Annotated in this window: 21 protein-coding genes; 13 read left to right on the forward strand and 8 right to left on the reverse strand. The window is 52.8% G+C overall.

The window, feature by feature from the left end; all coding sequences use genetic code 11:
* Window positions 1-108: 108 nt before the first annotated feature.
* Together malS and avtA are read left to right on the forward strand one after the other, a co-directional pair.
* Window positions 109-2139 (forward strand): alpha-amylase, encoded by a 2031-nt coding sequence (gene malS, locus OGV57_RS22665; RefSeq protein ID WP_054528879.1) that lies wholly within the window; start codon window positions 109-111, stop codon window positions 2137-2139.
* A 176-nt stretch (window positions 2140-2315) separates the two neighbouring features.
* Complete coding sequence (gene avtA / locus OGV57_RS22670) at window positions 2316-3566, forward strand: valine--pyruvate transaminase (RefSeq protein ID WP_003837697.1); 1251 nt, start codon at window positions 2316-2318, stop codon at window positions 3564-3566.
* 35 nt (window positions 3567-3601) lie between these two features.
* Here the strand turns inward: avtA and OGV57_RS22675 are convergent, their stop codons facing one another.
* Both OGV57_RS22675 and yiaJ read right to left on the reverse strand, forming a co-directional pair.
* Entirely contained in the window at window positions 3602-4075 is a 474-nt protein-coding gene (locus OGV57_RS22675) for a 4Fe-4S dicluster domain-containing protein (protein WP_054528880.1), read from the reverse strand.
* 117 nt (window positions 4076-4192) lie between these two features.
* Window positions 4193-5008: an IclR family transcriptional regulator YiaJ gene (gene yiaJ, locus OGV57_RS22680; RefSeq protein WP_003024237.1), complete on the reverse strand. Its 816-nt coding sequence runs from the start codon at window positions 5006-5008 to the stop codon at window positions 4193-4195.
* Window positions 5009-5225: 217 nt separating this feature from the next.
* Here yiaJ and yiaK point away from each other — a divergent pair, with 217 nt between their 5' ends.
* The 8 genes from yiaK (at window position 5226) to araD (ending at window position 12800) form a co-directional block, all read left to right on the forward strand.
* Window positions 5226-6224 carry a 3-dehydro-L-gulonate 2-dehydrogenase gene (yiaK, locus tag OGV57_RS22685; protein WP_003024235.1) on the forward strand — a complete coding sequence of 333 codons (999 nt, stop codon included), beginning with the start codon at window positions 5226-5228 and terminating at the stop codon, window positions 6222-6224.
* 11 nt (window positions 6225-6235) lie between these two features.
* On the forward strand, window positions 6236-6700 hold the full coding sequence (locus OGV57_RS22690; protein WP_003024232.1) for a YhcH/YjgK/YiaL family protein: 465 nt from the start codon (window positions 6236-6238) through the stop codon (window positions 6698-6700).
* A 12-nt stretch (window positions 6701-6712) separates the two neighbouring features.
* Entirely contained in the window at window positions 6713-7645 is a 933-nt protein-coding gene (locus OGV57_RS22695) for a DUF4862 family protein (RefSeq protein ID WP_054528881.1), read from the forward strand.
* A gap of 31 nt (window positions 7646-7676) precedes the next feature.
* Window positions 7677-8996, forward strand: coding sequence for an MFS transporter (locus OGV57_RS22700; RefSeq protein WP_003837687.1), 1320 nt, complete (start codon window positions 7677-7679; stop codon window positions 8994-8996).
* Between the two features lie 97 nt (window positions 8997-9093).
* A complete protein-coding gene (locus OGV57_RS22705; protein WP_054528882.1) occupies window positions 9094-10596 on the forward strand; it encodes an FGGY-family carbohydrate kinase in 1503 nt (500 codons plus the stop codon).
* Window positions 10596-11258 carry a 3-keto-L-gulonate-6-phosphate decarboxylase UlaD gene (gene ulaD / locus OGV57_RS22710; protein WP_054528929.1) on the forward strand — a complete coding sequence of 221 codons (663 nt, stop codon included), beginning with the start codon at window positions 10596-10598 and terminating at the stop codon, window positions 11256-11258. The genes OGV57_RS22705 and ulaD overlap by 1 nt, the downstream gene beginning before the upstream one ends.
* The gene (locus OGV57_RS22715) at window positions 11251-12111 is read left to right on the forward strand and encodes an L-ribulose-5-phosphate 3-epimerase (protein WP_054528883.1); all 861 of its coding nucleotides are present in this window, start codon (window positions 11251-11253) and stop codon (window positions 12109-12111) included. The genes ulaD and OGV57_RS22715 overlap by 8 nt, the downstream gene beginning before the upstream one ends.
* Window positions 12105-12800 carry an L-ribulose-5-phosphate 4-epimerase gene (gene araD, locus OGV57_RS22720; RefSeq protein WP_054528884.1) on the forward strand — a complete coding sequence of 232 codons (696 nt, stop codon included), beginning with the start codon at window positions 12105-12107 and terminating at the stop codon, window positions 12798-12800. Before OGV57_RS22715 ends, araD begins: the two co-directional genes overlap by 7 nt.
* 4 nt (window positions 12801-12804) lie before the next feature.
* Here araD and OGV57_RS22725 read toward each other — a convergent pair whose 3' ends face one another.
* Entirely contained in the window at window positions 12805-13620 is an 816-nt protein-coding gene (locus tag OGV57_RS22725; protein WP_003844563.1) for a helix-turn-helix domain-containing protein, read from the reverse strand.
* Between the two features lie 252 nt (window positions 13621-13872).
* Here OGV57_RS22725 and OGV57_RS22730 point away from each other — a divergent pair, with 252 nt between their 5' ends.
* Window positions 13873-15273 (forward strand): MFS transporter, encoded by a 1401-nt coding sequence (locus OGV57_RS22730; protein WP_003837680.1) that lies wholly within the window; start codon window positions 13873-13875, stop codon window positions 15271-15273.
* A gap of 10 nt (window positions 15274-15283) precedes the next feature.
* Entirely contained in the window at window positions 15284-17239 is a 1956-nt protein-coding gene (locus OGV57_RS22735) for a glycoside hydrolase family 127 protein (RefSeq protein WP_032937193.1), read from the forward strand.
* A gap of 99 nt (window positions 17240-17338) precedes the next feature.
* On the opposite strand, the gene OGV57_RS22740 is transcribed toward OGV57_RS22735, so the two are convergent.
* On the reverse strand, window positions 17339-18079 hold the full coding sequence (locus OGV57_RS22740) for a MipA/OmpV family protein (RefSeq protein ID WP_003024206.1): 741 nt from the start codon (window positions 18077-18079) through the stop codon (window positions 17339-17341).
* A gap of 121 nt (window positions 18080-18200) precedes the next feature.
* Here OGV57_RS22740 and OGV57_RS22745 point away from each other — a divergent pair, with 121 nt between their 5' ends.
* A complete protein-coding gene (locus OGV57_RS22745; protein ID WP_003844559.1) occupies window positions 18201-19163 on the forward strand; it encodes a LysR family transcriptional regulator in 963 nt (320 codons plus the stop codon).
* Between the two features lie 7 nt (window positions 19164-19170).
* On the opposite strand, the gene OGV57_RS22750 is transcribed toward OGV57_RS22745, so the two are convergent.
* The 4 genes from OGV57_RS22750 to yiaY all read right to left on the reverse strand — a co-directional run bounded on the left by OGV57_RS22750 (window position 19171) and on the right by yiaY (window position 23604).
* Window positions 19171-20307 (reverse strand): HlyD family secretion protein, encoded by a 1137-nt coding sequence (locus OGV57_RS22750; protein ID WP_003024202.1) that lies wholly within the window; start codon window positions 20305-20307, stop codon window positions 19171-19173.
* Between the two features lie 5 nt (window positions 20308-20312).
* Window positions 20313-20636 carry a DUF3302 domain-containing protein gene (locus OGV57_RS22755; RefSeq protein ID WP_003024200.1) on the reverse strand — a complete coding sequence of 108 codons (324 nt, stop codon included), beginning with the start codon at window positions 20634-20636 and terminating at the stop codon, window positions 20313-20315.
* A 185-nt stretch (window positions 20637-20821) separates the two neighbouring features.
* Window positions 20822-22360 carry an aldehyde dehydrogenase AldB gene (aldB, locus tag OGV57_RS22760; RefSeq protein WP_003837670.1) on the reverse strand — a complete coding sequence of 513 codons (1539 nt, stop codon included), beginning with the start codon at window positions 22358-22360 and terminating at the stop codon, window positions 20822-20824.
* Between the two features lie 92 nt (window positions 22361-22452).
* Window positions 22453-23604 carry an L-threonine dehydrogenase gene (yiaY, locus tag OGV57_RS22765; protein WP_032937192.1) on the reverse strand — a complete coding sequence of 384 codons (1152 nt, stop codon included), beginning with the start codon at window positions 23602-23604 and terminating at the stop codon, window positions 22453-22455.
* Window positions 23605-23613 lie beyond the last annotated feature (9 nt).

Below are 23613 nucleotides of genomic sequence, written 5' to 3' on the forward strand. Positions count from 1 at the left end.
CGATCGCTCACCCTCACTTCTCCTCCTGGCGGAATCGACTCAAAGGATGAGTTTCCAGCCTGATTTCACTGGCAAACTGGCGAAAACAGCAGCACCAAGGACAGCATTATGAAACTTGCCGCCGTTGCGCTGGCGCTCATGCCCGGCATTGCCATCGCCTCATCATGGACTTCTCAGGGACTCCCCAACTTCGAAGCGGAAGGTACGGGTAAATTCGTCAGCCATGCAGCGTTGACGAAGGGTACTCGTCCTTTAATCCTAAATTTTGACCAACAGTGCTGGCAGCCTGCTGATGCGATAAAACTCAACCAGATGCTATCGCTAAAACCGTGTGAAGGCGCGCCGCCGCAGTGGCGTTTATTCAAAGACGGCGATTACACGCTGGAAGTCGATACTCGCTCCGGAACGCCAACGTTGATGCTCTCGGTAAAAAGCGCCGCAGACCCTGTCACGACCCAGATTCGCCAGTGCCCGAAATGGGATGGTTCGCCGTTAACACTGGATGTGAGCCAGACCTTTCCGGAAGGTGCCGTGGTGCGCGATTACTACAGCAAACAAACGGCAACGGTAAAGAATGGGTCGATTACCCTACAGCCTGCCGCAGCCAGTAACGGGCTGTTGCTGCTGGAACGGGCGGAAACCGATGCCCCGGCTGCTTTCGACTGGCATAACGCTACGGTGTATTTCGTTCTGACGGATCGCTTTGTAAATGGTGACCCAGGCAACGACCACAGCTACGGACGCCGCAACGACGGCATGCAGGAAATTGGCACTTTCCACGGTGGCGATTTGCGCGGACTCACCAGTAAACTCGACTACCTGCAACAGTTGGGCGTCAACGCCTTGTGGATCAGCGCACCGTTTGAGCAAATTCACGGTTGGGTCGGCGGTGGCACCAAAGGCGATTTCCCCCACTACGCTTATCACGGCTATTACACTCAGGACTGGACCACGCTCGATGCGAATATGGGTAATGAAGCTGACCTGCGTGCCCTGGTTGACGGTGCGCACCAGCGCGGCATTCGTATCCTGTTCGATGTCGTCATGAATCATACCGGCTACGCCACGCTGGCGGATATGCAGGAGTATCAGTTTGGGGCGCTGTACTTGTCGGGCGATGAACTGAAAAACACGCTCGGTGAACGCTGGACGGACTGGAAGCCAGCCGCCGGGCAAAGCTGGCACAGCTTTAATGATTACATCAACTTCAGCGATAAAACAGGTTGGGAAAAATGGTGGGGGAAAAACTGGATCCGTACCGATATTGGCGATTACGACAATCCTGGCTTTGACGACCTGACCATGTCACTGGCCTTCCTGCCCGATCTGAAAACCGAATCCACCACACCTTCCGGGCTGCCAAACTTTTATCAGCACAAACCAGATACGCACGCTAAAGCTATTGCCGGTTACACGCCCCGCGATTATCTGACGCACTGGCTCAGCCAGTGGGTGCGTGATTACGGGATTGACGGATTTCGGGTTGATACCGCCAAACACGTCGAGCTTCCCGCCTGGCAGCAATTAAAAACACAGGCCAGCGCAGCGCTGGCTGAATGGAAGAAAGCCAACCCGGATAAAGCGCTGGATGATAAACCTTTCTGGATGACCGGCGAGGCCTGGGGTCACGGCGTGATGCAAAGCGACTATTACCGACACGGCTTTGATGCGATGATCAATTTCGACTATCAGGAGCAGGCGGCAAAGGCCGTCGATTGTCTGGCAAATATGGATGTCACCTGGCAACAAATGGCTGAAAAACTGCAGGATTTCAACGTCCTGAGCTATCTCTCCTCACACGATACGCGTCTGTTTCGCGAAGGTGGAGACAAAGCCGCCGAGCTATTGCTGCTGGCGCCTGGCGCGGTACAACTCTTTTACGGCGACGAGTCGGCCCGACCCTTTGGACCAACAGGTTCAGACCCATTGCAGGGCACGCGCTCAGAAATGAACTGGCAGGATGTGAGCGGGAAATCTGCTGCCAGCGTCGCACACTGGCAGCGCATCAGTCAGTTCCGAGCCAGACATCCCGCCATCGGCGCCGGTAAACAGACTACGCTTACCCTGAAGCAGGGATACGGATTTATCCGCGAGCATGACGACGATAAGGTGATGGTGGTGTGGGCCGGCCAGCCCTGATCCCAACAGGCTTCCCGCTGTGCATACGGCGGGAAACCCAACACAAAATAAAAAACCAGCCAGGCAAACATCTGCAGCACAAAACATCAATCCGGTCCGCTTCCCCTGATTTGCACCCTGCCATGGGTAGCGCTATGGTTAGCCACTTTACTACTCAGTTCGACAGACCCCCTGCTATGACATTCTCACTTTTTGGCGACAAATTTACCCGCCATTCAGGCATCACCCGCCTGATGGAGGACCTCAACGACGGTTTACGCACCCCAGGCGCCATCATGCTCGGCGGTGGTAATCCGGCGCAAATTCCAGAGATGCAAAATTACTTCCAGTCTCTGCTGACAGATATGCTGGCAAACGGCAAAGCCACTGATGCGCTTTGCAATTATGACGGTCCGCAAGGGAAAACCGAGCTCCTGTCTGAGTTGGCGAAACTGCTACGTGAGAAGCAGGGTTGGGATATCGAGCCACAAAATATTGCACTGACAAATGGCAGTCAGAGCGCATTTTTCTACTTATTCAATCTGTTCGCCGGACGCCGCGCTGACGGAACAACGCAAAAAGTGTTATTCCCATTAGCCCCGGAATACATTGGCTATGCCGATTCCGGGCTAGAAGAAGATCTTTTCGTATCCGCACGTCCGAACATCGAACTGTTACCGGAAGGCCAGTTTAAGTATCACGTTGATTTTGAACACCTGCACATCGGTGAAGAGACGGGGATGATCTGCGTGTCACGCCCGACTAACCCGACAGGCAATGTGATCACAGACGACGAGCTGATGAAGCTGGACCGGCTGGCCAACCAGCATGGGATCCCGCTGGTGATTGATAACGCCTATGGCGTACCATTCCCTGGCATCATCTTTAGCGAAGCGCGTCCGCTGTGGAACCCCAACATTGTGCTGTGCATGAGCCTTTCCAAACTGGGTCTGCCAGGTTCCCGCTGCGGCATCATTATCGCCAATGAAAAAATCATCACTGCGATTACCAATATGAACGGCATCATCAGCCTTGCTCCTGGCGGGATGGGACCGGCGATGATGTGCGAGATGATTAAACGTAACGATCTACTGCGCCTGTCCGAAACGGTAATTAAACCGTTTTACTATCAGCGCGTTCAGGAGACGATTGCGATTATTCGCCGCTACTTGTCAGAAGATCGCTGCCTTATCCATAAACCAGAGGGCGCGATTTTTCTTTGGCTGTGGTTCAAAGATTTGCCCATCACGACTGAACTGCTGTATCAGCGCCTGAAAGCGCGTGGCGTGCTGATGGTTCCCGGCGACTACTTCTTCCCGGGGCTGGATAAACCGTGGCCGCATACCCATCAGTGCATGCGCATGAACTACGTTCCGGAACCGGAGAAAATCGAGGCTGGCGTGAAGATTCTGGCTGAAGAGATCGAACGCGCCTGGCTGGAAGGCTGATGATAAACCCGACCCAGGCACGGGTCGGGCTACTTTCACAGCGGCTGGGAACGTAGACGCTGTTTCTGGACGCTGACCGCATCTATACACTGCAACGCGCTGGTCGGGCAGGCTTCTACACACGCTGGCCCCGTCTCACGATGCCAGCACAAATCGCATTTTATCGCCTGCACCCGCGACGAACGGGCAACGACATTCATTGCCCCAAACGGGCATGCCAGCATACAGCTTTTACAACCAATACAACGTGTCTGTTCAACGAAGATATGCCCATGTTCACGACGAATGGCGTGCGTTGGGCAAACATTCGCACAGGGAGCGTCTTCGCATTGATGGCAGGCGACCGCCGTTGTAAAGGCGTCATCTTTGATTACCCGAATCCGCGGTATAAACGCAGAAGAAGAGACCGACGCACAGTCCTGGTTTTGCTGGTGCGCGACGACGCAGGCAACTTCGCAGGTACGACACCCAATACATTTTGCCGCATCCGCCATAATAAACGCGTTCATTGTCCCCTCCCTCTGCGTGAAAACCACAGAGTGCCAGAGAGGTCGCCCTTGTCGCTTTGATCGGACAGGGGAAACGGTTAAATATTGTCAGGTGCCTGAATAACTATGGATCTCTGCCTAATCGCGAACGGTAAAACCCAGCTCATTTGAAATCGCCTGCGCGGTTTCCCGTAGTGGCTTGAGTAGATTTTTTTCCCCTATCTGCTTAAGTCGCGAGGTAGAGAGTGAAATTGACACCGCGTACGGCACCCGACCATGAATATCAAACACCGGCACGGCAATACAGGAAACGCCCAGTTCGTTCTCTTCCCGATCCATCGCCATACTGCTTTCGCGGATCTGCGCCAATTCGTCGTACATCGCCGGTAAACCGGTAATGGTATTGCGGGTCAGGGGCTGAATAAGATCCTGATGGCTCTCCCAGTAGGCTTCCACATAATCCGCATGCCCAAACGCCATGTAAATTTTACCCATCGCCGAGCAATACAGCGGCATATGTTGGCCGATATAAGCGCGGGTACGCAGCATGCCCGTCGTCGGTTCCAGCTTATAAATCAGAATCGCGTGGTCATCTTCACGGCTTGAGAAGTTGATGGTTTCACCGGTGGCGATATTCAGCGCTTCGAGGTGCGGCGCAGCAACATGGATGATGTTCAGTGACGACAACGCCTTCTGACCCACGGCAATAAATTTGGTGGTCAGGCGATAACTCCCTGCCGCTGGCGCGGGGGTGACATACCCACAGGATTGCAGCCCTTGCAGGAGTCGATGCACAGTACTTTTGTTCAGCCCTGCCAGTTCAGACAAATGCGCCAACGGGCACCCATTCGGATAGTTACTCAGAATCTCAATCAACATCAAACCACGGAACAGGCTCTGACTTCCGGCTGGCCTCTCTTTGTCTTGCGTCATTTCACTCTCTTTTGTGCCCATCGCTTCCGCTCCCCTTTTCGTCGCGCTCTGATGGTAGCGCAAAGTGTGTTTCAGTTCACGATCTGAACCGAAAAAACACAACTATTTGATTTTGATGATTTTAAAAAATAGACCACCCCGTTGATCTGTCAAAATTTGATCGCTATATTTGAAATCAGATTTCGCATAGTGAAATTTAGAGATAAAAAAGCGATCAAATTTAAACAAGGAAACAGGAATGAAAGTCACTTTTGAGCAGTTGAAAGATGCGTTCAATCGGGTACTGCTGGCACGCGGTATCGCCGTTGAAACCGCCGATGCCTGTGCCGAAATGTTTGCGCGCACCACCGAGTCCGGCGTGTATTCGCACGGCGTGAATCGTTTTCCTCGTTTTATTCAGCAATTAGATAACGGCGACATCATTCCTGAGGCCAAACCGCAACGCATTACTAGCCTGGGAGCGATTGAACAATGGGATGCCCAGCGTTCGATCGGAAATCTAACGGCGAAAAAGATGATGGACAGAGCCATTGAGCTGGCCTCCGATCACGGTATTGGCCTGGTCGCACTGCGTAACGCCAACCACTGGATGCGCGGCGGCAGCTATGGCTGGCAGGCGGCGGAGAAAGGTTACATCGGTATCTGCTGGACTAACTCGATTGCCGTCATGCCGCCATGGGGTTCGAAAGAGTGCCGCATTGGTACTAACCCGTTGATCGTCGCGATCCCCTCATCGCCAATCACCATGGTTGATATGTCGATGTCGATGTTCTCCTACGGCATGCTGGAAGTGAATCGCCTGGCCGGTCGCGAACTGCCGGTAGATGGTGGCTTTGATGATGAAGGCAATCTCACTAAAGAGCCGGGCGTTATCGAAAAAAACCGCCGCATTTTACCAATGGGTTACTGGAAAGGTTCAGGTCTGTCGATTGTGCTGGATATGATCGCCACCCTGCTTTCAGACGGTTCTTCCGTGGCCGAGGTCACCCAGGACAACAGCGATGAATATGGCGTTTCACAGATTTTCATCGCCATTGAAGTAGACAAGCTGATCGATGGCGCCACCCGTGATGCCAAGCTACAGCGGATTATGGATTTCATCACCTCCGCCGAACGCGCCGATGAAAACACACCTGTCCGCCTGCCGGGCCACGAGTTTACAAAGCTGCTGGAAGAAAACCGCCGCAACGGTATCACCGTTGATGACAGCGTCTGGGCCAAAATTCAGGCGTTGTAAGGAGTCAGTGTATGATCTTTGGACATATCGCTCAGCCTAACCCATGTCGTTTACCCGCGGCGATTGAAAGGGCACTCGACTTTCTGCGCAGCACAGACTTCCGCAATCTGGAACCGGGCGTGGTAGAAATCGACGGTAAAAATATCTTCGCGCAGGTTATCGATTTAACCACGCGTGACGTTGCCGAAAATCGCCCGGAGGTGCATCGCCGCTACCTGGATATTCAATTTCTGGCCTGGGGCGAAGAGAAAATCGGGATCGCGATTGATACTGGGAATAACCAAATCAGCGAATCGTTATTAGAACAGCGCGATATTATTTTTTATCACGCCAGCGAACATGAATCTTTCATTGAAATGATTCCGGGAAGTTATGCCATATTTTTCCCGCAGGATGTTCATCGCCCTGCATGTCATAAAACTGTCGCCACGCCGATCCGCAAAATAGTTGTGAAGGTTGCTATTTCAGTTTTATAAAAGGAGCACAACATGAGCGTTAATAATGCCGGTTATATTATCGGTGCGTACCCCTGTGCACCCTCATTTCACCAAAAGAGTGAAGAGGAAGAGAAGGAATTCTGGCGACAGCTCGCCGATACTCCCGATATTCGCGGTCTGGAGCAGCCCTGCCTTGAACATCTTCACCCGTTAGGCGACGAATGGTTATTACGTCATACGCCGGGCGACTGGCAAATCGTGGTCACCGCCATTATGGAAACCATGCGCCGTCGCGGCGCAAACAGCGCTTTTGGGCTGGCCTCCAGCGACGAAGAACAGCGTAAAGCCAGCGTGGCGTATTACCGTCATCTGCAGCAGAAAATCAACCATATCAATACGGCACACGCCGGAAAAGTGATTGCGCTGGAACTGCATGCCGCCCCCAATGCCAGCAACCCAAATGTTGCACAGGCCACCGACGCGTTTGCCCGTTCGCTGAAAGAGATTACCTCCTGGGACTGGTCCTGCGATCTGGTGCTGGAACATTGCGATGCCATGACCGGCATTGCGCCGCGCAAAGGCTTTCTGCCGTTGGACAACGTGCTGGAGGTCATTGCCGGGTATGACATCAGCCTGTGCATTAACTGGGCGCGATCGACCATTGAAGGGCAGAACCCCGCCCTGGCGCTGGCCCACACGCAGCAGGCCAAACGGGCTGGAAAACTGGGCGCGCTGATGTTCTCCGGTACCACGCTTGCGGGGGAATACGGCGAATGGCAGGACTTACACGCGCCGTTTGCCCCATTCTGCCCACAAAGCCTGATGACCACCGACCATGCCCGCGAACTATTCGCCTGCGCAGAAGCCGAACCATTGCAATTTGCCGGTATTAAATTGCTGGAAATAAATGCCAATGCAGATGTGAACCATCGCGTAGCAATATTGCGCGACGGTATCGCCGCATTAAATAAAGCAAAACTATAAAAATAAAATACTACTCTACGAGAATATTAATATGAACATGACCTCTCGCCCTACACTCAAAGATATACCCCGTCAGCGCTGGCTGCGGATTATTCCACCTATTCTCATCGCCTGTATTATTTCTTATATGGACCGCGTCAATATCGCTTTCGCGATGCCGGGCGGAATGGATGAGGAATTAGGTATTTCCGCCACCATGGCAGGACTGGCTGGCGGTATTTTCTTTATCGGTTATCTGTTTTTACAGGTTCCCGGCGGAAAAATTGCCGTTCACGGCAGCGGCAAGAAATTTATCGGCTGGTCGCTGGTTGCCTGGGCGGTTATTTCCGTCCTCACGGGGTTAATCACTAATCAGTACCAACTGCTGGTTCTGCGCTTTTTACTCGGCGTTGCCGAAGGCGGCATGCTGCCGGTGGTGCTGACGATGATCAGTAACTGGTTCCCCGACGCCGAGCGTGGTCGCGCCAATGCGATTGTGATTATGTTTGTGCCGATTGCCGGGATCATTACCGCCCCGCTCTCGGGCTGGATTATCACCGTTCTCGACTGGCGCTGGCTGTTCATCATTGAAGGTTTGCTTTCCGTCGTTGTACTGGTGTTGTGGGCCTATACCGTTTACGACCGTCCGCAGGAGGCGCGCTGGATCTCTGAGGCCGAGAAAAATTACCTGGTCGAAACGCTGGCCGCCGAGCAAAAAGCCATTGCCGGAACGGAAGTCAAAAATGCCTCTCTGGGCGCGGTGCTTTCCGATAAAACCATGTGGCAGCTCATCGCGCTGAACTTCTTCTATCAGACCGGGATTTACGGTTACACCCTGTGGCTGCCGACCATCCTCAAAGAGTTGACGCACAGCAGCATGGGACAGGTCGGTATGCTCGCCATTCTGCCGTACGTCGGGGCCATTGCCGGGATGTTCCTGTTCTCTTCTCTCTCTGACCGCACCGGTAAACGCAAGCTGTTCGTCTGCCTGCCGTTGATTGGCTTTGCCCTGTGCATGTTCCTTTCCGTGGCGCTGAAAAATAACGTCTGGCTGGCTTATGCCGCGCTGGTCGGCTGCGGCTTCTTCCTGCAATCGGCAGCGGGCGTGTTCTGGACCATTCCGGCGCGTTTGTTCAGTGCGGAAATGGCCGGTGGCGCGCGTGGAGTCATCAACGCGCTGGGCAACCTCGGCGGCTTCTGCGGTCCTTATGCGGTCGGCGTACTCATCACCCTGTATAGCAAAGATGCGGGGGTTTACTGCCTGGCTATCTCACTGGCTCTGGCCGCGCTGATGGCGCTGCTGCTGCCAGCCAAATGCGACGCCGGTGCCGCTCCGCTAAAGACACTGAATCCACATAAACGTACAGCGTAAAACAATGCCCGGTGGCGCTGCGCTTACCGGGCCTACAGGTAGCAACCGTCCCAGGCCGGATAAGCGCAGCGCCATCCGGCAAAAATGAGATAACAAGATGAGTGAGAAAGAGACCTTCTGGCTGGGTATTGATTGTGGCGGTACGTATCTGAAAGCTGGGTTGTATGACGCCAAAGGTCATGAACATGGCATTAACCGGCAATCGTTGCAGACCGCATCGCCATTGCCCGGTTACGCCGAACGCGATATGCACCAGTTGTGGCAACAGTGTGTAGCCACGATCGCCGGGCTGTTAGCGCGCACCGGCGTCTGCGGCGATCAAATCAAAGGCGTCGGTATTTCCGCTCAGGGCAAAGGCCTGTTCCTTCTCGATAAGCAGGATAAACCGCTGGGCAATGCCATCCTCTCTTCCGACCGCCGGGCGATGGATATCGTTCAGCGCTGGCAGCAGGATGGGATCCCTGAGCAGCTCTACCCGGTCACCCGCCAGACATTGTGGACCGGGCATCCGGCATCATTGCTGCGCTGGGTGAAAGAGAATCAACCTCACCGTTACGCGCAAATTGGCTGCGTCATGATGGGCCATGACTATCTGCGCTGGTGCTTAACCGGCGTCAAAGGCTGTGAAGAGAGCAATATCTCCGAGTCGAACCTCTACAACATGACTTCGGGTCAGTACGACTCGCGCCTGACCCAGTGGCTGGGCATCAGTGAGATCGACAATGCGCTACCACCGATTGTCGGTTCAGCAGAAATATGCGGGGAAATCACCGCTCAGACAGCCGCCATAACCGGTCTGGCGGCGGGCACGCCCGTCGTCGGCGGACTGTTTGATGTGGTTTCCACCGCACTCTGCGCCGGTATCGAAGATGAATACACCCTCAACGCGGTGATGGGTACTTGGGCCGTCACCAGCGGGATCGCTCACGGTCTGCGCGACCACGAGGCCCATCCCTATGTTTATGGGCGCTATGTCAACGACGGGCAGTACATCGTTCACGAAGCCAGCCCGACCTCTTCCGGCAATCTGGAATGGTTTACCGCCCAGTGGGGCGAACTCTCTTTTGCTGAGATCAATCAGGCCGTCGCCAGCTTACCGAAAGCCAGTAGCGAGCTTTTCTTCCTGCCCTTTTTGTACGGCAGCAACGCCGGGCTGGAGATGACCAGCGGCTTTTATGGCATGCAGGCAATACACACTCGCGCCCACTTATTACAGGCCATCTACGAAGGCGTGGTTTTTAGCCACATGACCCACCTCAACCGCATGCGCGAACGTTTTACGAAGGCGCATACCCTGCGCGTCACCGGCGGTCCGGCGCACTCCGACATCTGGATGCAAATGCTGGCAGACGTCAGCGGTTTACGTATCGAATTGCCACAGATTGAAGAGACCGGTTGCTTTGGCGCTGCGCTTGCCGCCCGCGTCGGCACCGGCGTTTATTCCAACTTCAGCGACGCCCAGCGCAGCCTACAGCACCCGGTACGCACGCTATTGCCGGACGCCGCCGCGCAGGCGAGCTACCAGCGTAAATACAGCCAATACCTGGATTTAATTACCGCACTACAGGGCTACCACGCCTGCATTAAGGAGCACGAATGATGAGTCGACCATTACTGCAACTGGCGCTCGACCACACCAGCCTTGAAGCCGCACAACGCGACGTCGCGCTGCTACAAGAGAGCGTCGATATCGTTGAAGCGGGGACGATTCTCTGCTTAACCGAAGGGCTGAGCGCCGTGAAAGCCCTGCGTGCCCAGTGCCCAAATAAAATCATCGTCGCCGACTGGAAAGTGGCCGATGCGGGCGAAACCCTCGCGCAGCAAGCCTTTGGAGCAGGTGCCAACTGGATGACCATCATCTGTGCTGCGCCGCTGGCGACGGTAGAGAAAGGTCATGGCATCGCGCAGTCCTGCGGCGGCGAAATTCAGATGGAGCTGTTCGGCAACTGGACTCTGGATGATGCCCGCGACTGGTATCGCGTTGGCGTTCGCCAGGCGATTTACCATCGTGGCCGCGATGCTCAGGCCAGCGGACAACAGTGGGGAGAAGCAGACCTGGCGCGTATGAAGGCGCTTTCTGATATTGGTCTGGAACTGTCGATTACCGGTGGGATCACGCCCGCCGATCTGTCGTTGTTTCGCGATATTAACGTCAAAGCTTTTATTGCCGGGCGCGCGCTGGCGGGAGCGCAAAACCCAGCGCAGGTTGCTGGCGAATTCCATGCGCAAATCGACGCCATCTGGGGAACACAGCATGCGTAATCATCCATTAGGTATCTATGAAAAAGCGCTGGCGAAAGACCTCTCCTGGCCGGAACGGCTGGTGCTGGCAAAAAGCTGCGGTTTTGATTTCGTCGAGATGTCGGTGGATGAAACCGATGAACGTCTGTCGCGTCTCGACTGGAGTCCGGCTCAGCGCACATCGCTGGTGAGCGCGATGCTGGAAACCGGCGTGGCGATCCCATCAATGTGCTTGTCCGCCCACCGTCGTTTTCCCTTTGGCAGCCGCGATGAAGCCGTGCGTGAGCGGGCGCGAGAAATAATGAGCAAAGCCATTCGTCTGGCGCGCGATCTGGGTATCCGCACTATTCAACTGGCTGGTTACGACGTCTATTACGAAGAACATGACGCAGGAACGCAGCAGCGCTTTGCCGAAGGGCTGGCATGGGCAGTCGAGCAAGCCGCTGCCGCGCAGGTGATGCTGGCGGTAGAAATCATGGATACCGCGTTTATGAACTCGATCAGCAAGTGGAAAAAGTGGGATGAAATGCTGTCATCGCCGTGGTTCACCGTTTATCCGGACGTGGGCAACCTCAGCGCCTGGGGGAATGACGTCACTGCCGAATTGACGCTGGGCATTGACCGCATCGCTGCTATCCATCTGAAAGACACGCTGCCGGTAACCGAAACTCATCCGGGCCAGTTTCGCGATGTGCCGTTTGGCGAAGGGTGCGTGGACTTTGTTGGCATCTTCAAAACGCTGCATCAGTTGAACTATCGCGGGTCGTTTCTGATTGAAATGTGGACTGAAAAAGCGAAGGAGCCGGTACTGGAAATTATCCAGGCACGGCGCTGGATAGAAGCACGCATGCAGGAAGGGGGATTTCCATGTTAGAACAACTGAAAGCCGAGGTGCTGGCGGCAAACCTGGCGCTCCCGGCTCATGGCTTAGTCACCTTTACCTGGGGCAACGTCAGCGCAGTGGATGAAACACGTAAACTGATGGTGATTAAGCCATCCGGCGTGGAATATGAGGTGATGACCGCCGACGACATGGTGGTAGTGGATATTGCCAGCGGCAACGTAGTGGAAGGCAACAAAAAACCGTCGTCCGACACGCCAACCCATCTGGCGCTGTATCGTCGTTATCCACAGATCGGCGGGATCGTCCATACCCATTCTCGCCACGCGACAATCTGGTCGCAGGCGGGTCTGGATCTCCCTGCATGGGGCACCACGCATGCCGATTATTTCTATGGTTCTATTCCGTGTACGCGTCTAATGACCGCTGAAGAGATCAACGGCGAATATGAATATCAAACCGGAAAGGTGATCATTCAGACCTTCGAGCAGCGCGATCTCAATCCGCTGCAGGTTCCGGCGGTATTGGTGCACTCCCACGGACCGTTCGCCTGGGGTAAAGACGCCGCAGACGCGGTGCATAACGCTGTGGTGCTCGAAGAGTGCGCCTACATGGGGTTGTTCTCTCGCCAGTTAGCCCCGCAGTTGCCGGATATGCAGTCTGAGTTGCTGGATAAACATTATCTGCGCAAACACGGGGCGAATGCGTATTACGGACAATAACGGGTCAGGCGCTATTGATATGTTCTTTGCAATAGCGCCGTTTCCACGCCGCAGGCGTCAGGCTGGTGTGCTTGTGGAATATTTTGCGAAAATAACCCACATCATTAAATCCACATTTCATCGCCACCTCGGTTAGCGACAGCGAATCGCTGATTAACAGTTTTTCTGCCGCCCTTACCCGCTGACGGTGCAACGCTTCGGTTAGCGTCAGCCGGAAAGCGCCACGGAAAACGCGCCCCAGATAATCCGCATTGCAATGCAGCTCTTTCGCCAACGTTGAGGCGGAAATCGGCAGGTGGAACCGGGTGTGAATGATTTGCTGCGCTTTCCAGGCCAACGCATTCCCGGGGCTGTCGACAGGTTGCTCGCTGGCGGCTGCGGATATTTGCTGCAAAATCAGCAGCAGGATCAGTTCCAGCGCCATGCTGCGATGAATATTTTCCTGCTCGCGTAAGAACTGGCGAAACAGCGAAATAATATATTGGGGCTCGCCCACCCGGGTATGTTGAGGGATAGCAAGTAACGGTTCCGTTATTGATGCGTCGTTTTCTGCCGTCACCTCAAAATGCAGCCAGTAAAATTTCAAATCAGCCGGAAATTGCCCAACGCCAATATGCAAGCGCTGCGGCCACAGCAGCAAACTTTCTCCGGCATTCACGCAAAAAACTGTCTGGCCTTCGCGAATCGTTAATGTCCCTTTTTCAACAAAGATAATTTCCCAGGATTGCAATCGTCGCGCAGGATGACTGCCCACGCCCCGGGAAATAAATAGCCCACCATTTTGCACTTTAATCGGAAGAGACATGGATAATTCGAGCATATATATTCAAATTCCCGCTTTCTACATTATTTAAACCGATCTTTATCATTGATTATTCACGATAAACCTGCTTTCCGCCGGATCGAAATCACATTTTTATAATGAAGTCGGAATTGTCATCTTTTTATACTTTTCTCTTCCCTTGTTGACCCAAACATTTCGTGCAGAATAAATAACGTATTTTGCAAATTACAAACAAATAACCCGCAACGTAGCGGGATACTTTCTGAACATCCTCTCCGGGAGTTATTTATGACTTCGGCTCCGATTACAACATCTGATTTGGCACAGCGTGCCCAGGACGACAAATTATCCCTGCGTGAAAAAATTGGTTATGGACTAGGCGATGCTGGCGGGACAGTAATTACCTGCCTGATCATGAACTTCCTGACATTTTTCTACACCGATGTCTTCGGGTTAACGCCTGCGCTGGTCGGCACATTATTTATTGCCCTGCGTGTATTTGACGCCATTTCCGACCCCATCATGGGTGTGCTAGCCGACCGTACGCAAAGCCGCTGGGGGCGCTTTCGCCCGTGGCAACTGTGGGTTGCGATTCCGATCGGTATTATTGGCGTGCTCACTTTTACCGTCCCGGACGCCAGCATGGGGGTCAAGATCGCCTGGGCATTCGGCACCTATCTCCTGCTCTCTGTCGGCTATACCGCCATCAACGTACCGTATTGTGCGCTGATCAACACCATGACGACCCGCCATAACGAGGTGATCGCCTGTCAGTCCTGGCGCTTTGTGCTGTGCGGCGTGGCGGGATTCCTGGTTTCCGTTGGTCTGCCGTGGATGGTGGATATTCTGGGTCAGGGCAATGCCGCACAGGGTTATCAGTTTGGCGTGGGCATCCTGTGTGCCATCGCGGTGGTGATGTTCCTGTGCTGTTTCTTCTGGGTTCGCGAGCGTGTACCGCTGGCGATGATGGGGAAATTTACCCTGCGTGAACACATTGGAGGGCTGCGCAAAAACGATCAGCTATTGTTGATGCTGGTAATGTCTTTCCTGCTGATCAACGTCTTTAATATTCGCGGCGGCGGGTACATGTATTTTATTACCTACGTGCTGGAAGGCAGCACCGCCTATACGTCGCTGTTTTTCACCATGGTCACTTTCGCGTCCATCATCGGTTCAGTGATTGTCAGCCCCCTGACCCGCCGCATCGATACCGTCAAACTCTATTACTACACCAATCTGGTGCTGACGGCCCTGGCGATACTGATGTGGTTCCTGCCAACCGGCCCGGCTTATCAGACGCTGTGGCTGGCAGTCATCCTCGGTAACGGCATTATTTTAGGCTTCACGCTGCCGTTGCACTTCTCACTGATGGCCTTCGCCGACGATTACGGCGAGTGGAAAACCGGCGTACGTTCCTCCGGCATGAATTTCGCCTTCAATCTGTTTTTCATCAAGCTGGCCTGGGCCTCAAGTGCGGGGATCATCAGCCTGCTGTTTATTTTTGTCGCCTATCAGCCAGGCGCTGGTAACCAAACCGCCAGCTCGCTGCAAGGAATTACCGCGATGGAGACGCTGCTGCCCGCGCTGTTCCACCTGCTGTTGGCGCTGTCTATCCGCATCTGCAAACTCAATAATCCGATGATGTCGCGCATTGCCACCGATCTGCGTCAGCGTCATGTACAGCCTTAAGGAGCACGAAATGAACGTACTGGAAGTCGACCTGCATAAGCTCACCGTCAGCGATCCGTTCCTCGGACAATATCAGCAGTTGGTGCGTGACGTGGTGATCCCCTATCAATGGGATGCGCTCAATGACCGCATTGCAGAGGCGGAACCAAGTCATGCGATAGAGAATTTCCGTATCGCCGCGGGCCTGCAGGATGGCGAATTTTACGGCATGGTTTTTCAGGATAGCGACGTAGCAAAGTGGCTGGAGGCCGTTGCCTGGTCCCTGTGCCAGAAACCCGATGCGGAACTTGAAAAAACGGCCGATGAAGTCATTGAACTGGTGGCGGCCGCCCAGTGTGAAGACGGCTATCTCAATACGTACTTCACAGTGAAAGCACCGGATGAACGCTGGACCAACCTCGCCGAGTGTCATGAGTTGTACTGTGCAGGTCATTTGATCGAAGCAGGCGTCGCGTTCTTTCAGGCGACGGGTAAACGCCGTCTGTTAGAGGTGGTGTGTCGCCTGGCAGATCACATCGACAGCGTGTTTGGACTCGGGGAGAATCAACTGCGCGGCTACCCAGGACACCCGGAAATCGAGCTGGCGTTAATGCGCTTATACGAAGTGACCCAGCAACCACGCTATATGGCGCTGGTAAATTACTTTGTGGAACAGCGCGGCGCACAGCCCCATTTCTATGACGAAGAGTACGAAAAGCGCGGCCAAACCTCTTACTGGCATACTTACGGTCCGGCATGGATGGTGAAGGATAAACCCTATAGCCAGGCTCATCAGCCCATTTCAGAACAGCAAACGGCGATCGGGCATGCGGTGCGCTTTGTCTACCTGATGACCGGCGTCGCTCATCTGGCACGCTTAAGCCAGGACGAAGGCAAGCGTCAGGATTGCCTGCGTCTGTGGAAAAACATGGCCCAGCGCCAGTTGTACATTACCGGCGGGATCGGTTCACAAAGCAGCGGCGAGGCGTTTAGCAGCGATTACGATCTGCCCAACGACTCCGTGTATGCGGAAAGCTGCGCCTCAATCGGCCTGATGATGTTCGCCCGCAGAATGCTGGAAATGGAAGCCGACAGCCAGTATGCCGACGTGATGGAGCGCGCCCTGTATAATACCGTATTGGGCGGGATGGCGCTCGATGGCAAGCACTTCTTCTATGTGAACCCGCTGGAAGTACATCCTAAATCATTAAAATTCAATCATATTTATGACCACGTGAAACCCGTTCGCCAGCGCTGGTTTGGCTGCGCCTGTTGCCCGCCGAATATCGCCCGCGTGTTAACCTCAATTGGCCACTACATCTATACACCGCGTCAGGACGCGCTGTATATCAATATGTACGTGGGCAATAGCATGGAGGTCCCTGTTGTAAACGGCTCGCTTAAACTGCGTATTAGCGGAGATTACCCATGGCATGAGCAGGTAAAAATCACCATCGAATCACCGCGGTCGGTTTATCACACTCTGGCTCTGCGCCTGCCAGACTGGTGCTCCGCGCCGCAGGTTTTGTTGAATGGTCAGCCGGTTGAGCAGGATATTCGCAAAGGCTATTTGCACATCAGTCGAACCTGGCAGGAAGGCGATACGCTCAGTTTGACCCTGCCAATGCCGGTGCGTCGGGTATACGGAAATCCATTAGTGCGTCATGTTGCCGGTAAGGTCGCCATTCAGCGTGGGCCACTGGTATATTGCCTGGAGCAGGCCGACAACGGCGAGGAATTGCATAATCTGTGGTTGCCAAAAGAGAGTGAGTTCAGAGTATTCGAAGGTAAGGGATTGTTCAGCCATAAAATGTTAATTCAGGCTGAAGGTGTGAAGCAAAGTGCAGCCGATGCAGCACAACAATCGTTGTGGCACTACGATGTTTCCCCAACTTCGCGTCAGGCGCATACATTGACGTTTATTCCGTGGTTTAGCTGGGCAAACCGTGGTGAAGGCGAAATGCGTATCTGGATAAACGAGCAGTAATTAAACCGTGCCGGATGGCGACGCTTCACGTCTTATCCGGCCTACAACACCTATCCACGTAGGCCTGATAAGCGAAGCGCCATCAGGCACGTATTTAAATCAGAAACGCCAGGTCAGACCGGACATAAAGGTAAAGCTGTCATCGCGATCAACCATCGGGCTATTTTTAATGTCATCCGGCAGTGCGCTATAATTGGCGCTTGCCAGCAGCGTCAGGTTAGTGGTCAATGCGTATTTAGCGGACAGGCCAACATACGGTGTCCAGCTATCGCCTGGGGAATAGCTTGATAAGCCACTACGACGGGACTCATTACCCGATATGCCGTAGTAGTATTCATTGAAGTTTTCGTCATAGTAGAGCACGCCAATCGATGGCGTCAGCGTCAGCTTGCCCATCGGCATTGGACGGAACAGTGAAACTTCCCCTACCCAGCCATTACTGTTGTCCAGCACATCCGCAGCGGCGGAGACTTTCACGCTACCCCATCTTTCATGGTGATACCACGCGGCACCCGCCATTGCAGTTGCGTCACGCTTATCCAGCTTTTTCATCGCATGATCGTCATTATCGCCGGGATCAAACTCAAGCGGCATATAAGAGGCAGTAATACTAAATTCATTACTTTCACTCTTAGACAAAATATAACCTAGCGTTGTTTGCCTAAAATAAAATGATTCACTTTCGTAACTGACTAGCGGTACTGCGTGAACATTATCATTATACCCGCGATAAGGTGATTCATTATATACAGCACCAGCGCCAATAGAAAACTCTGCGGCAGTTGCACTCGCCATAAAAGAAAAGGCGAGCAGTGCCACAATATTGTGTTTAATTAACATGCCAACATTCCATTTTAAAATAAGCTACAAAACTGGTGCATAATAATGCTTACAATTTCATCGATGCAAGGTTCATATTTATATAGTAATATATAAAAAATTATATATATTGGGCTTGGCGATGAATAAATTACAACTTAAACACCGGGAGCTGAAGATTATTTCGGTAATCGCTGCCAGTGAAAATATCAGTCATGCCGCGACTGTTCTCGGCATCGCACAGGCCAACGTCAGTAAATATCTTGCTGATTTTGAATCAAAAGTTGGATTAAAGGTGTTTGACCGCACCACCCGGCAACTGACCCTCACGCCGTTTGGTATAGCGTTACTTCCTTACATCAATGACATGTTAGACAGAAACGAGCAGTTAAATAATTTCATTGCTGATTATAAGCACGAGAAACGTGGAAAAGTAACGGTATATGCACCAACCGGAATTATCGCTTACTTATCGCAACATGTTATTGCAAAAATTATGGATATTGGCGATATCAGTCTGGTGCTAAAAACCTATAACCTGGAACGTAAAGCCTTTTATGAAGGAGTCGAATTTCCTGATGACTGTGATGTTTTAATTACTTATGCACATCCAAAAGATGAATCTTTGGTCGCCAGTTTTATTACCAAATATGTGGTTACCGCTTTCGCCAGTAATCAATACCTGGCCCAACATCCCATCAGCACTCCTGAAGAACTTGAGCATCACTCCTGTATTCTGATTGATTCCATGATGATTGATGATGCTAACATTTGGCGATTCTCCTCCCCCGGTGGTAAAGAGATGCATGACTATCGCGTAACGGGTAACTATGTTTGCGACAATACGCAATCTGCGCTGTCGTTGGCGCGAAACCATCTGGGCATTGTTTTTGCACCGAAGGCGAGCGTACAAAAAGAAAGTCAGCCTAACGGGCTGGTTCCGTGTTTCTCCGGACAGCATGAATGGTGGCTGGATCTGGTGGCGATTTTCCGCAAACGTGAATATCAGCCATGGCGGGTACAGTTTATTCTTGATGAGATGTTGGCGGAGATTCGCCGGCAGCTTGCTCAGTCGCTGGATCAGCAGACTGAGCAAGCAAAATAGCCTGAGTTTAATGATCGAGATACAGGTAATGTACCCAACTGGTCATGCGCAACAAGACTTTGCGCATGACGGACACATGTTCGAAGTGGTCAGAATAAACCGCGACCTGCGCGTAGATCCCATCAGGTAACGCGCTAACCTCCGCATTATCATTCAGCTCAATCGTGGCGATTACCCCTTCCGAACCGGGCGTAGAATTTAAGGATTGCAGCGCCCCATTCGACTGGTATGTCCCGCCCGGCACTGCCGGACTAATTGCAGCCAGTTTACCGCTGAATACCTTACCCGGCAGCGCGTTAAATACCACTTCCGCTTCATCGCCAGGTTCCAGACGCAGCAGCGAGTTCTGACGGAACTGGGCGATAATTTGCCTTTTTTGATCCGGGATGAATACCATCACCGGACGCATCGGCAGCGCGGCGGCATAGGTTCCCGGGCGCATCAGCACCTGCGTCACATAGCCATCGCTGGGCGCGCGAACCACCGTCTGGTCCAGGTTGAACTCCGCTTCGGCTAACTGCGCTTTCAGGCTGGCAATTTGCGAATTCTCGCCCAGTATCAGGCTGTCTAACTGACTCTGGATTTGCTGCTGCTCCGCGACGGAGGATTTCACCGACGCTTCCTGCGCCAGATAGTTTTGCCGCGCCGCATCGATATCGCGTTCAGAAAAAGGATTCACCTTCGCCTGACTACCCTGTGCATAGCGCTGGTAATCTTTTGCCAGTTTGTCACGCGTGGCCTTTGCCCGCTGCGTGTTGGCTATCATTTCGTCTAACTGCGCAACCAGAGCCTGCTCTTTATGCTGTGCGGTGACAATATCAGCTTTCAGGCGATCGACCCGTGCCTGATAACGCCCTGGATTAAGCTTAAACAGAACCTCGCCTTTTTTGATTAGCGTATTCTTCTTATCCGTCACTTCTGTCACTACACCCGTTACCTGCGGCACCACGGGAATAGAAATTACCGCCTTTTGTGCTTTAAAGGTATACGGATGGTTATAATTCATCAGTAATATAAGCCCGCAAACAATGAATATACCGCCTAATGCTGCGGTAGGAACTGTCCATTTATTTACAGGAATTTTAAAAATTTTAAAAATTGACCATGCACACGCCACATAGGTCAGAACAATTAGTAAATCCATCGATATTACTCCGCCGGAGAGGTCTTGGCCTCACCCAGTTTCTTTTCCAGATCCGCAACCCTTGCCTGAAGCTGGATCAGGGAAGAATCCGCGCTCTGCATACCCCATCCGCGCTCCGGACGATAAAGCGTTGCCCAGATCCATAAAAAGGGCCAAATAACATGTAAGGTAAACAAACTAACCCAACCCGCAACATGTATTGCGTCGGCATGGGGGTGGTTACGTTTCTTTGCAATTAGATAGGGAATATCATGCAGAATAATAATCCCGTAAAAAATGACCAGGAATACAAAAATAAGCACTCCTAATGCAAAATAATTAAGGAACATATTTGCCTCAGGGATTTAAATTAAGAAATTCAGATGCAATTTGATTTAAACAATAGAGTTGATAATAGTATTGGAATGACCAGAGTGGATGCAATTTTCTTATTTATATAACGATATATGGGTTTATATATAACTGCAGAATAAAGATTTGCCCGGTGCAAAACCGGGCAATCAGTGACGTGAAATTAAAACAGCCCCAGTGGTTTATCAGAGTAGCTCACCAGCAGGCACTTGGTTTGCTGATAATGTTCAAGCATCATCTTATGCGTCTCGCGCCCGATGCCCGACTGCTTATAGCCACCAAACGCCGCATGTGCCGGATACGCATGGTAACAGTTGGTCCAAACTCGCCCCGCCTGAATCCCACGTCCCATTTTGTACGCCAGATTTCCATTACGACTCCAGACGCCAGCGCCAAGCCCATATTGGGTGTCATTAGCGATTTCCAGCGCCTCTTCCATGGTTTTAAACGTTGTGACAGCCAGCACCGGCCCGAAGATCTCCTCCTGGAAAACCCGCATGTTGTTCTTACCAAACAGAATGGTTGGTTCGAGGTAGTACCCCTCTTTTAACTCGCCATCCAGCTGCTTGCGCCGCCCGCCGGTGAGAACATCTGCTCCTTCTTTCTTACCAATGTCGATGTAATTCAGAATAGTTTCCAGTTGACCATGCGACACCTGCGCGCCCATTTGCGTCACGCTGTCTAACGGGTTGCCGCTACGGATACTTTCCACCCGACGAATGGCTCTTTCCATAAAACGTTCATAAATGGATTCCTGAACCAGCGCACGACTCGGACAGGTACACACTTCGCCCTGGTTGAAGGCAAACAATGCAAAACCTTCCAGCGCTTTGTCAAAGAACGCATCTTCTTCATCCATCACGTCCGCGAAGAAGATATTGGGTGATTTCCCGCCCAGTTCCAGCGTGACAGGAATAATGTTCTGCGTGGCGTACTGCATGATCTGCTGCCCAACTTCCGTTGAGCCGGTAAACGCCACTTTCGCAATACGTTTTGACGTCGCCAGATACTCACCGATCTCCCCACCCGCGCCGTTTACCACGTTCACCACGCCAGGCGGGAGCAGATCGCCGATGACTTCCATCAGCAACAGCACGGACAGCGGCGTCAGGCGCGCGGGTTTAAGCACCACGCAGTTACCCGCCGCCAGCGCGGGTGCCATCTTCCAGCTGGCCATCAGCAGCGGGAAGTTCCACGGGATAATTTGCCCTACCACGCCAAGAGGTTCATGGAAGTGATAAGCCACGGTTTCGCTATCAACCTCGCTGATTCCCCCTTCCTGCGCACGAATACAGGAGGCAAAATAGCGGAAATGGTCAATTGCCAGCGGCACATCTGCCGCGCTGGTTTCGCGGATGGGTTTACCGTTATCCCAGGTTTCAGCCGTTGCCAGCAGCTCCAGATTTTGCTCCATACGATCGGCAATTTTGAACAAAATCGCCGCCCTGTCCTGCACGGAAGTCTGCGCCCATTTATCTTTTACTTTATGCGCGGCATCCAGTGCCAGATCGATGTCCTTTTTGCCGGAAGAGGCCACTTCGCACAGTAATTGCCCGGTTACCGGCGTCAGGTTTTGGTAATACTCGCCGTCCACCGGGGCGACCCAGTCACCACCGATAAAGTTATCGTATCGGGCTTTTAACTTCAGGGGGTAACCATACTCGCCGGGGTAAATACGCGTTGAAGGGGGGTTATTGGTCATGACCGTCTCCTTGCTGTAGGGGTACTACAAGGGTAGACGGGACTGGCGAATTATTCGCCAGCCTTTTACTGCTTTACGACAGGTATCACGAATTACATGGCAGCACGATAAATCGCCATGATTTCTTCATGTGTCGCCTGAATAGGGTTAGTGAAACCACAGGCATCTTTCAGGGCATTAGTCGCCAGAACGGCAAAATCTTCTTCCTTCACGTTCAGCTCACGCAGACCGGCCGGAATATTCACTTTCTGCGCCAGTTCGCGGATCGCTGCGATGCAGGCTTCTGCCCCTTGCTCTTCGTTGAGATCAGCAACGTTCACACCCATTGCCGAGGCGCAATCGCGCAGGCGGGCGGCAGCAACTTTACTATTAAATACCTGTACATGCGGCAGCAGTACGGCATTACATACTCCGTGTGGCAGATCGTAGAAGCCACCCAGTTGGTGCGCCATTGCATGCACGTAGCCAAGAGAGGCATTGTTAAAGGCCATACCTGCGAGGAACTGCGCATAGGCCATGGCTTCGCGCGCCTGAGCATTACTGCCCTCTTCAACGGCGACCGGCAGGTTTTGCGCAATCATGGTGACCGCTTTCAGCGCACATGCATCGGTAATCGGCGTGGCAGCAATCGACACGTAAGCTTCGATAGCGTGGGTTAACGCATCCATACCGGTAGCCGCCGTCAGAGACTTCGGCATGCCGACCATCAGCGAGGAGTCGTTAACCGACAGCAGCGGCGTAACGTGCTTATCCACAATCGCCATTTTAATGTGGCGTACTTCATCGGTGATGATGCAGAAGCGGGTCATTTCAGATGCCGTACCCGCCGTGGTGTTGATGGCGATCATCGGCAACTGCGGTTTTGCAGAACGGTCTACACCTTCGTAATCGCGAATATCGCCACCGTTAGCCGCCACCAGCGCAATACCTTTTGCACAATCGTGTGGAGAACCGCCACCGAGAGAAATAACGCTATCACAGTCGTTTTCAGTCAACATTTGCAGGCCAGCGGCAACGTTGCTGGTCGTGGGATTAGGATGCGTACCGTCGTAAATTACGCTGAAAATATCACGTTCCTGTAATGCTTTTTGAATCTCGCCAGCCATACCTAATTTCGTTAGCATGGCATCCGTGACAATCAGCGTACGGCGAAAACCATATTCCGCCATTGTATTCATTGCGTCTTTTAATGAATCAGCGCCGATTACATTCACGGAAGGAATAAAAAATGTTGAAGCAGCCATTGTACGATC

This window comes from Citrobacter sp. Cf087 (assembly GCF_030334285.1).
GTDB lineage: Bacteria > Pseudomonadota > Gammaproteobacteria > Enterobacterales > Enterobacteriaceae > Citrobacter > Citrobacter freundii.

Bases quoted from the DNA above. Each gene is read 5' to 3' on its own strand.
- OGV57_RS22745 (WP_003844559.1), top strand. From the start codon at position 18,201: ATGAATAAATTACAACTTAAACACCGGGAGCTGAAGATTATTTCGGTA.
- OGV57_RS22755 (WP_003024200.1), bottom strand. From the start codon at position 20,636: ATGTTCCTTAATTATTTTGCATTAGGAGTGCTTATTTTTGTATTCCTG.
- aldB (WP_003837670.1), bottom strand. From the start codon at position 22,360: ATGACCAATAACCCCCCTTCAACGCGTATTTACCCCGGCGAGTATGGT.
- yiaJ (WP_003024237.1), bottom strand. From the start codon at position 5,008: ATGGGCACAAAAGAGAGTGAAATGACGCAAGACAAAGAGAGGCCAGCC.
- OGV57_RS22735 (WP_032937193.1), top strand. From the start codon at position 15,284: ATGAACGTACTGGAAGTCGACCTGCATAAGCTCACCGTCAGCGATCCG.
- OGV57_RS22715 (WP_054528883.1), top strand. From the start codon at position 11,251: ATGCGTAATCATCCATTAGGTATCTATGAAAAAGCGCTGGCGAAAGAC.
- OGV57_RS22690 (WP_003024232.1), top strand. From the start codon at position 6,236: ATGATCTTTGGACATATCGCTCAGCCTAACCCATGTCGTTTACCCGCG.
- yiaY (WP_032937192.1), bottom strand. From the start codon at position 23,604: ATGGCTGCTTCAACATTTTTTATTCCTTCCGTGAATGTAATCGGCGCT.
- avtA (WP_003837697.1), top strand. From the start codon at position 2,316: ATGACATTCTCACTTTTTGGCGACAAATTTACCCGCCATTCAGGCATC.
- araD (WP_054528884.1), top strand. From the start codon at position 12,105: ATGTTAGAACAACTGAAAGCCGAGGTGCTGGCGGCAAACCTGGCGCTC.
- OGV57_RS22740 (WP_003024206.1), bottom strand. From the start codon at position 18,079: ATGTTAATTAAACACAATATTGTGGCACTGCTCGCCTTTTCTTTTATG.
- OGV57_RS22705 (WP_054528882.1), top strand. From the start codon at position 9,094: ATGAGTGAGAAAGAGACCTTCTGGCTGGGTATTGATTGTGGCGGTACG.
- OGV57_RS22730 (WP_003837680.1), top strand. From the start codon at position 13,873: ATGACTTCGGCTCCGATTACAACATCTGATTTGGCACAGCGTGCCCAG.
- OGV57_RS22695 (WP_054528881.1), top strand. From the start codon at position 6,713: ATGAGCGTTAATAATGCCGGTTATATTATCGGTGCGTACCCCTGTGCA.
- ulaD (WP_054528929.1), top strand. From the start codon at position 10,596: ATGAGTCGACCATTACTGCAACTGGCGCTCGACCACACCAGCCTTGAA.
- OGV57_RS22675 (WP_054528880.1), bottom strand. From the start codon at position 4,075: ATGAACGCGTTTATTATGGCGGATGCGGCAAAATGTATTGGGTGTCGT.
- malS (WP_054528879.1), top strand. From the start codon at position 109: ATGAAACTTGCCGCCGTTGCGCTGGCGCTCATGCCCGGCATTGCCATC.
- OGV57_RS22725 (WP_003844563.1), bottom strand. From the start codon at position 13,620: ATGCTCGAATTATCCATGTCTCTTCCGATTAAAGTGCAAAATGGTGGG.
- yiaK (WP_003024235.1), top strand. From the start codon at position 5,226: ATGAAAGTCACTTTTGAGCAGTTGAAAGATGCGTTCAATCGGGTACTG.
- OGV57_RS22700 (WP_003837687.1), top strand. From the start codon at position 7,677: ATGAACATGACCTCTCGCCCTACACTCAAAGATATACCCCGTCAGCGC.
- OGV57_RS22750 (WP_003024202.1), bottom strand. From the start codon at position 20,307: ATGGATTTACTAATTGTTCTGACCTATGTGGCGTGTGCATGGTCAATT.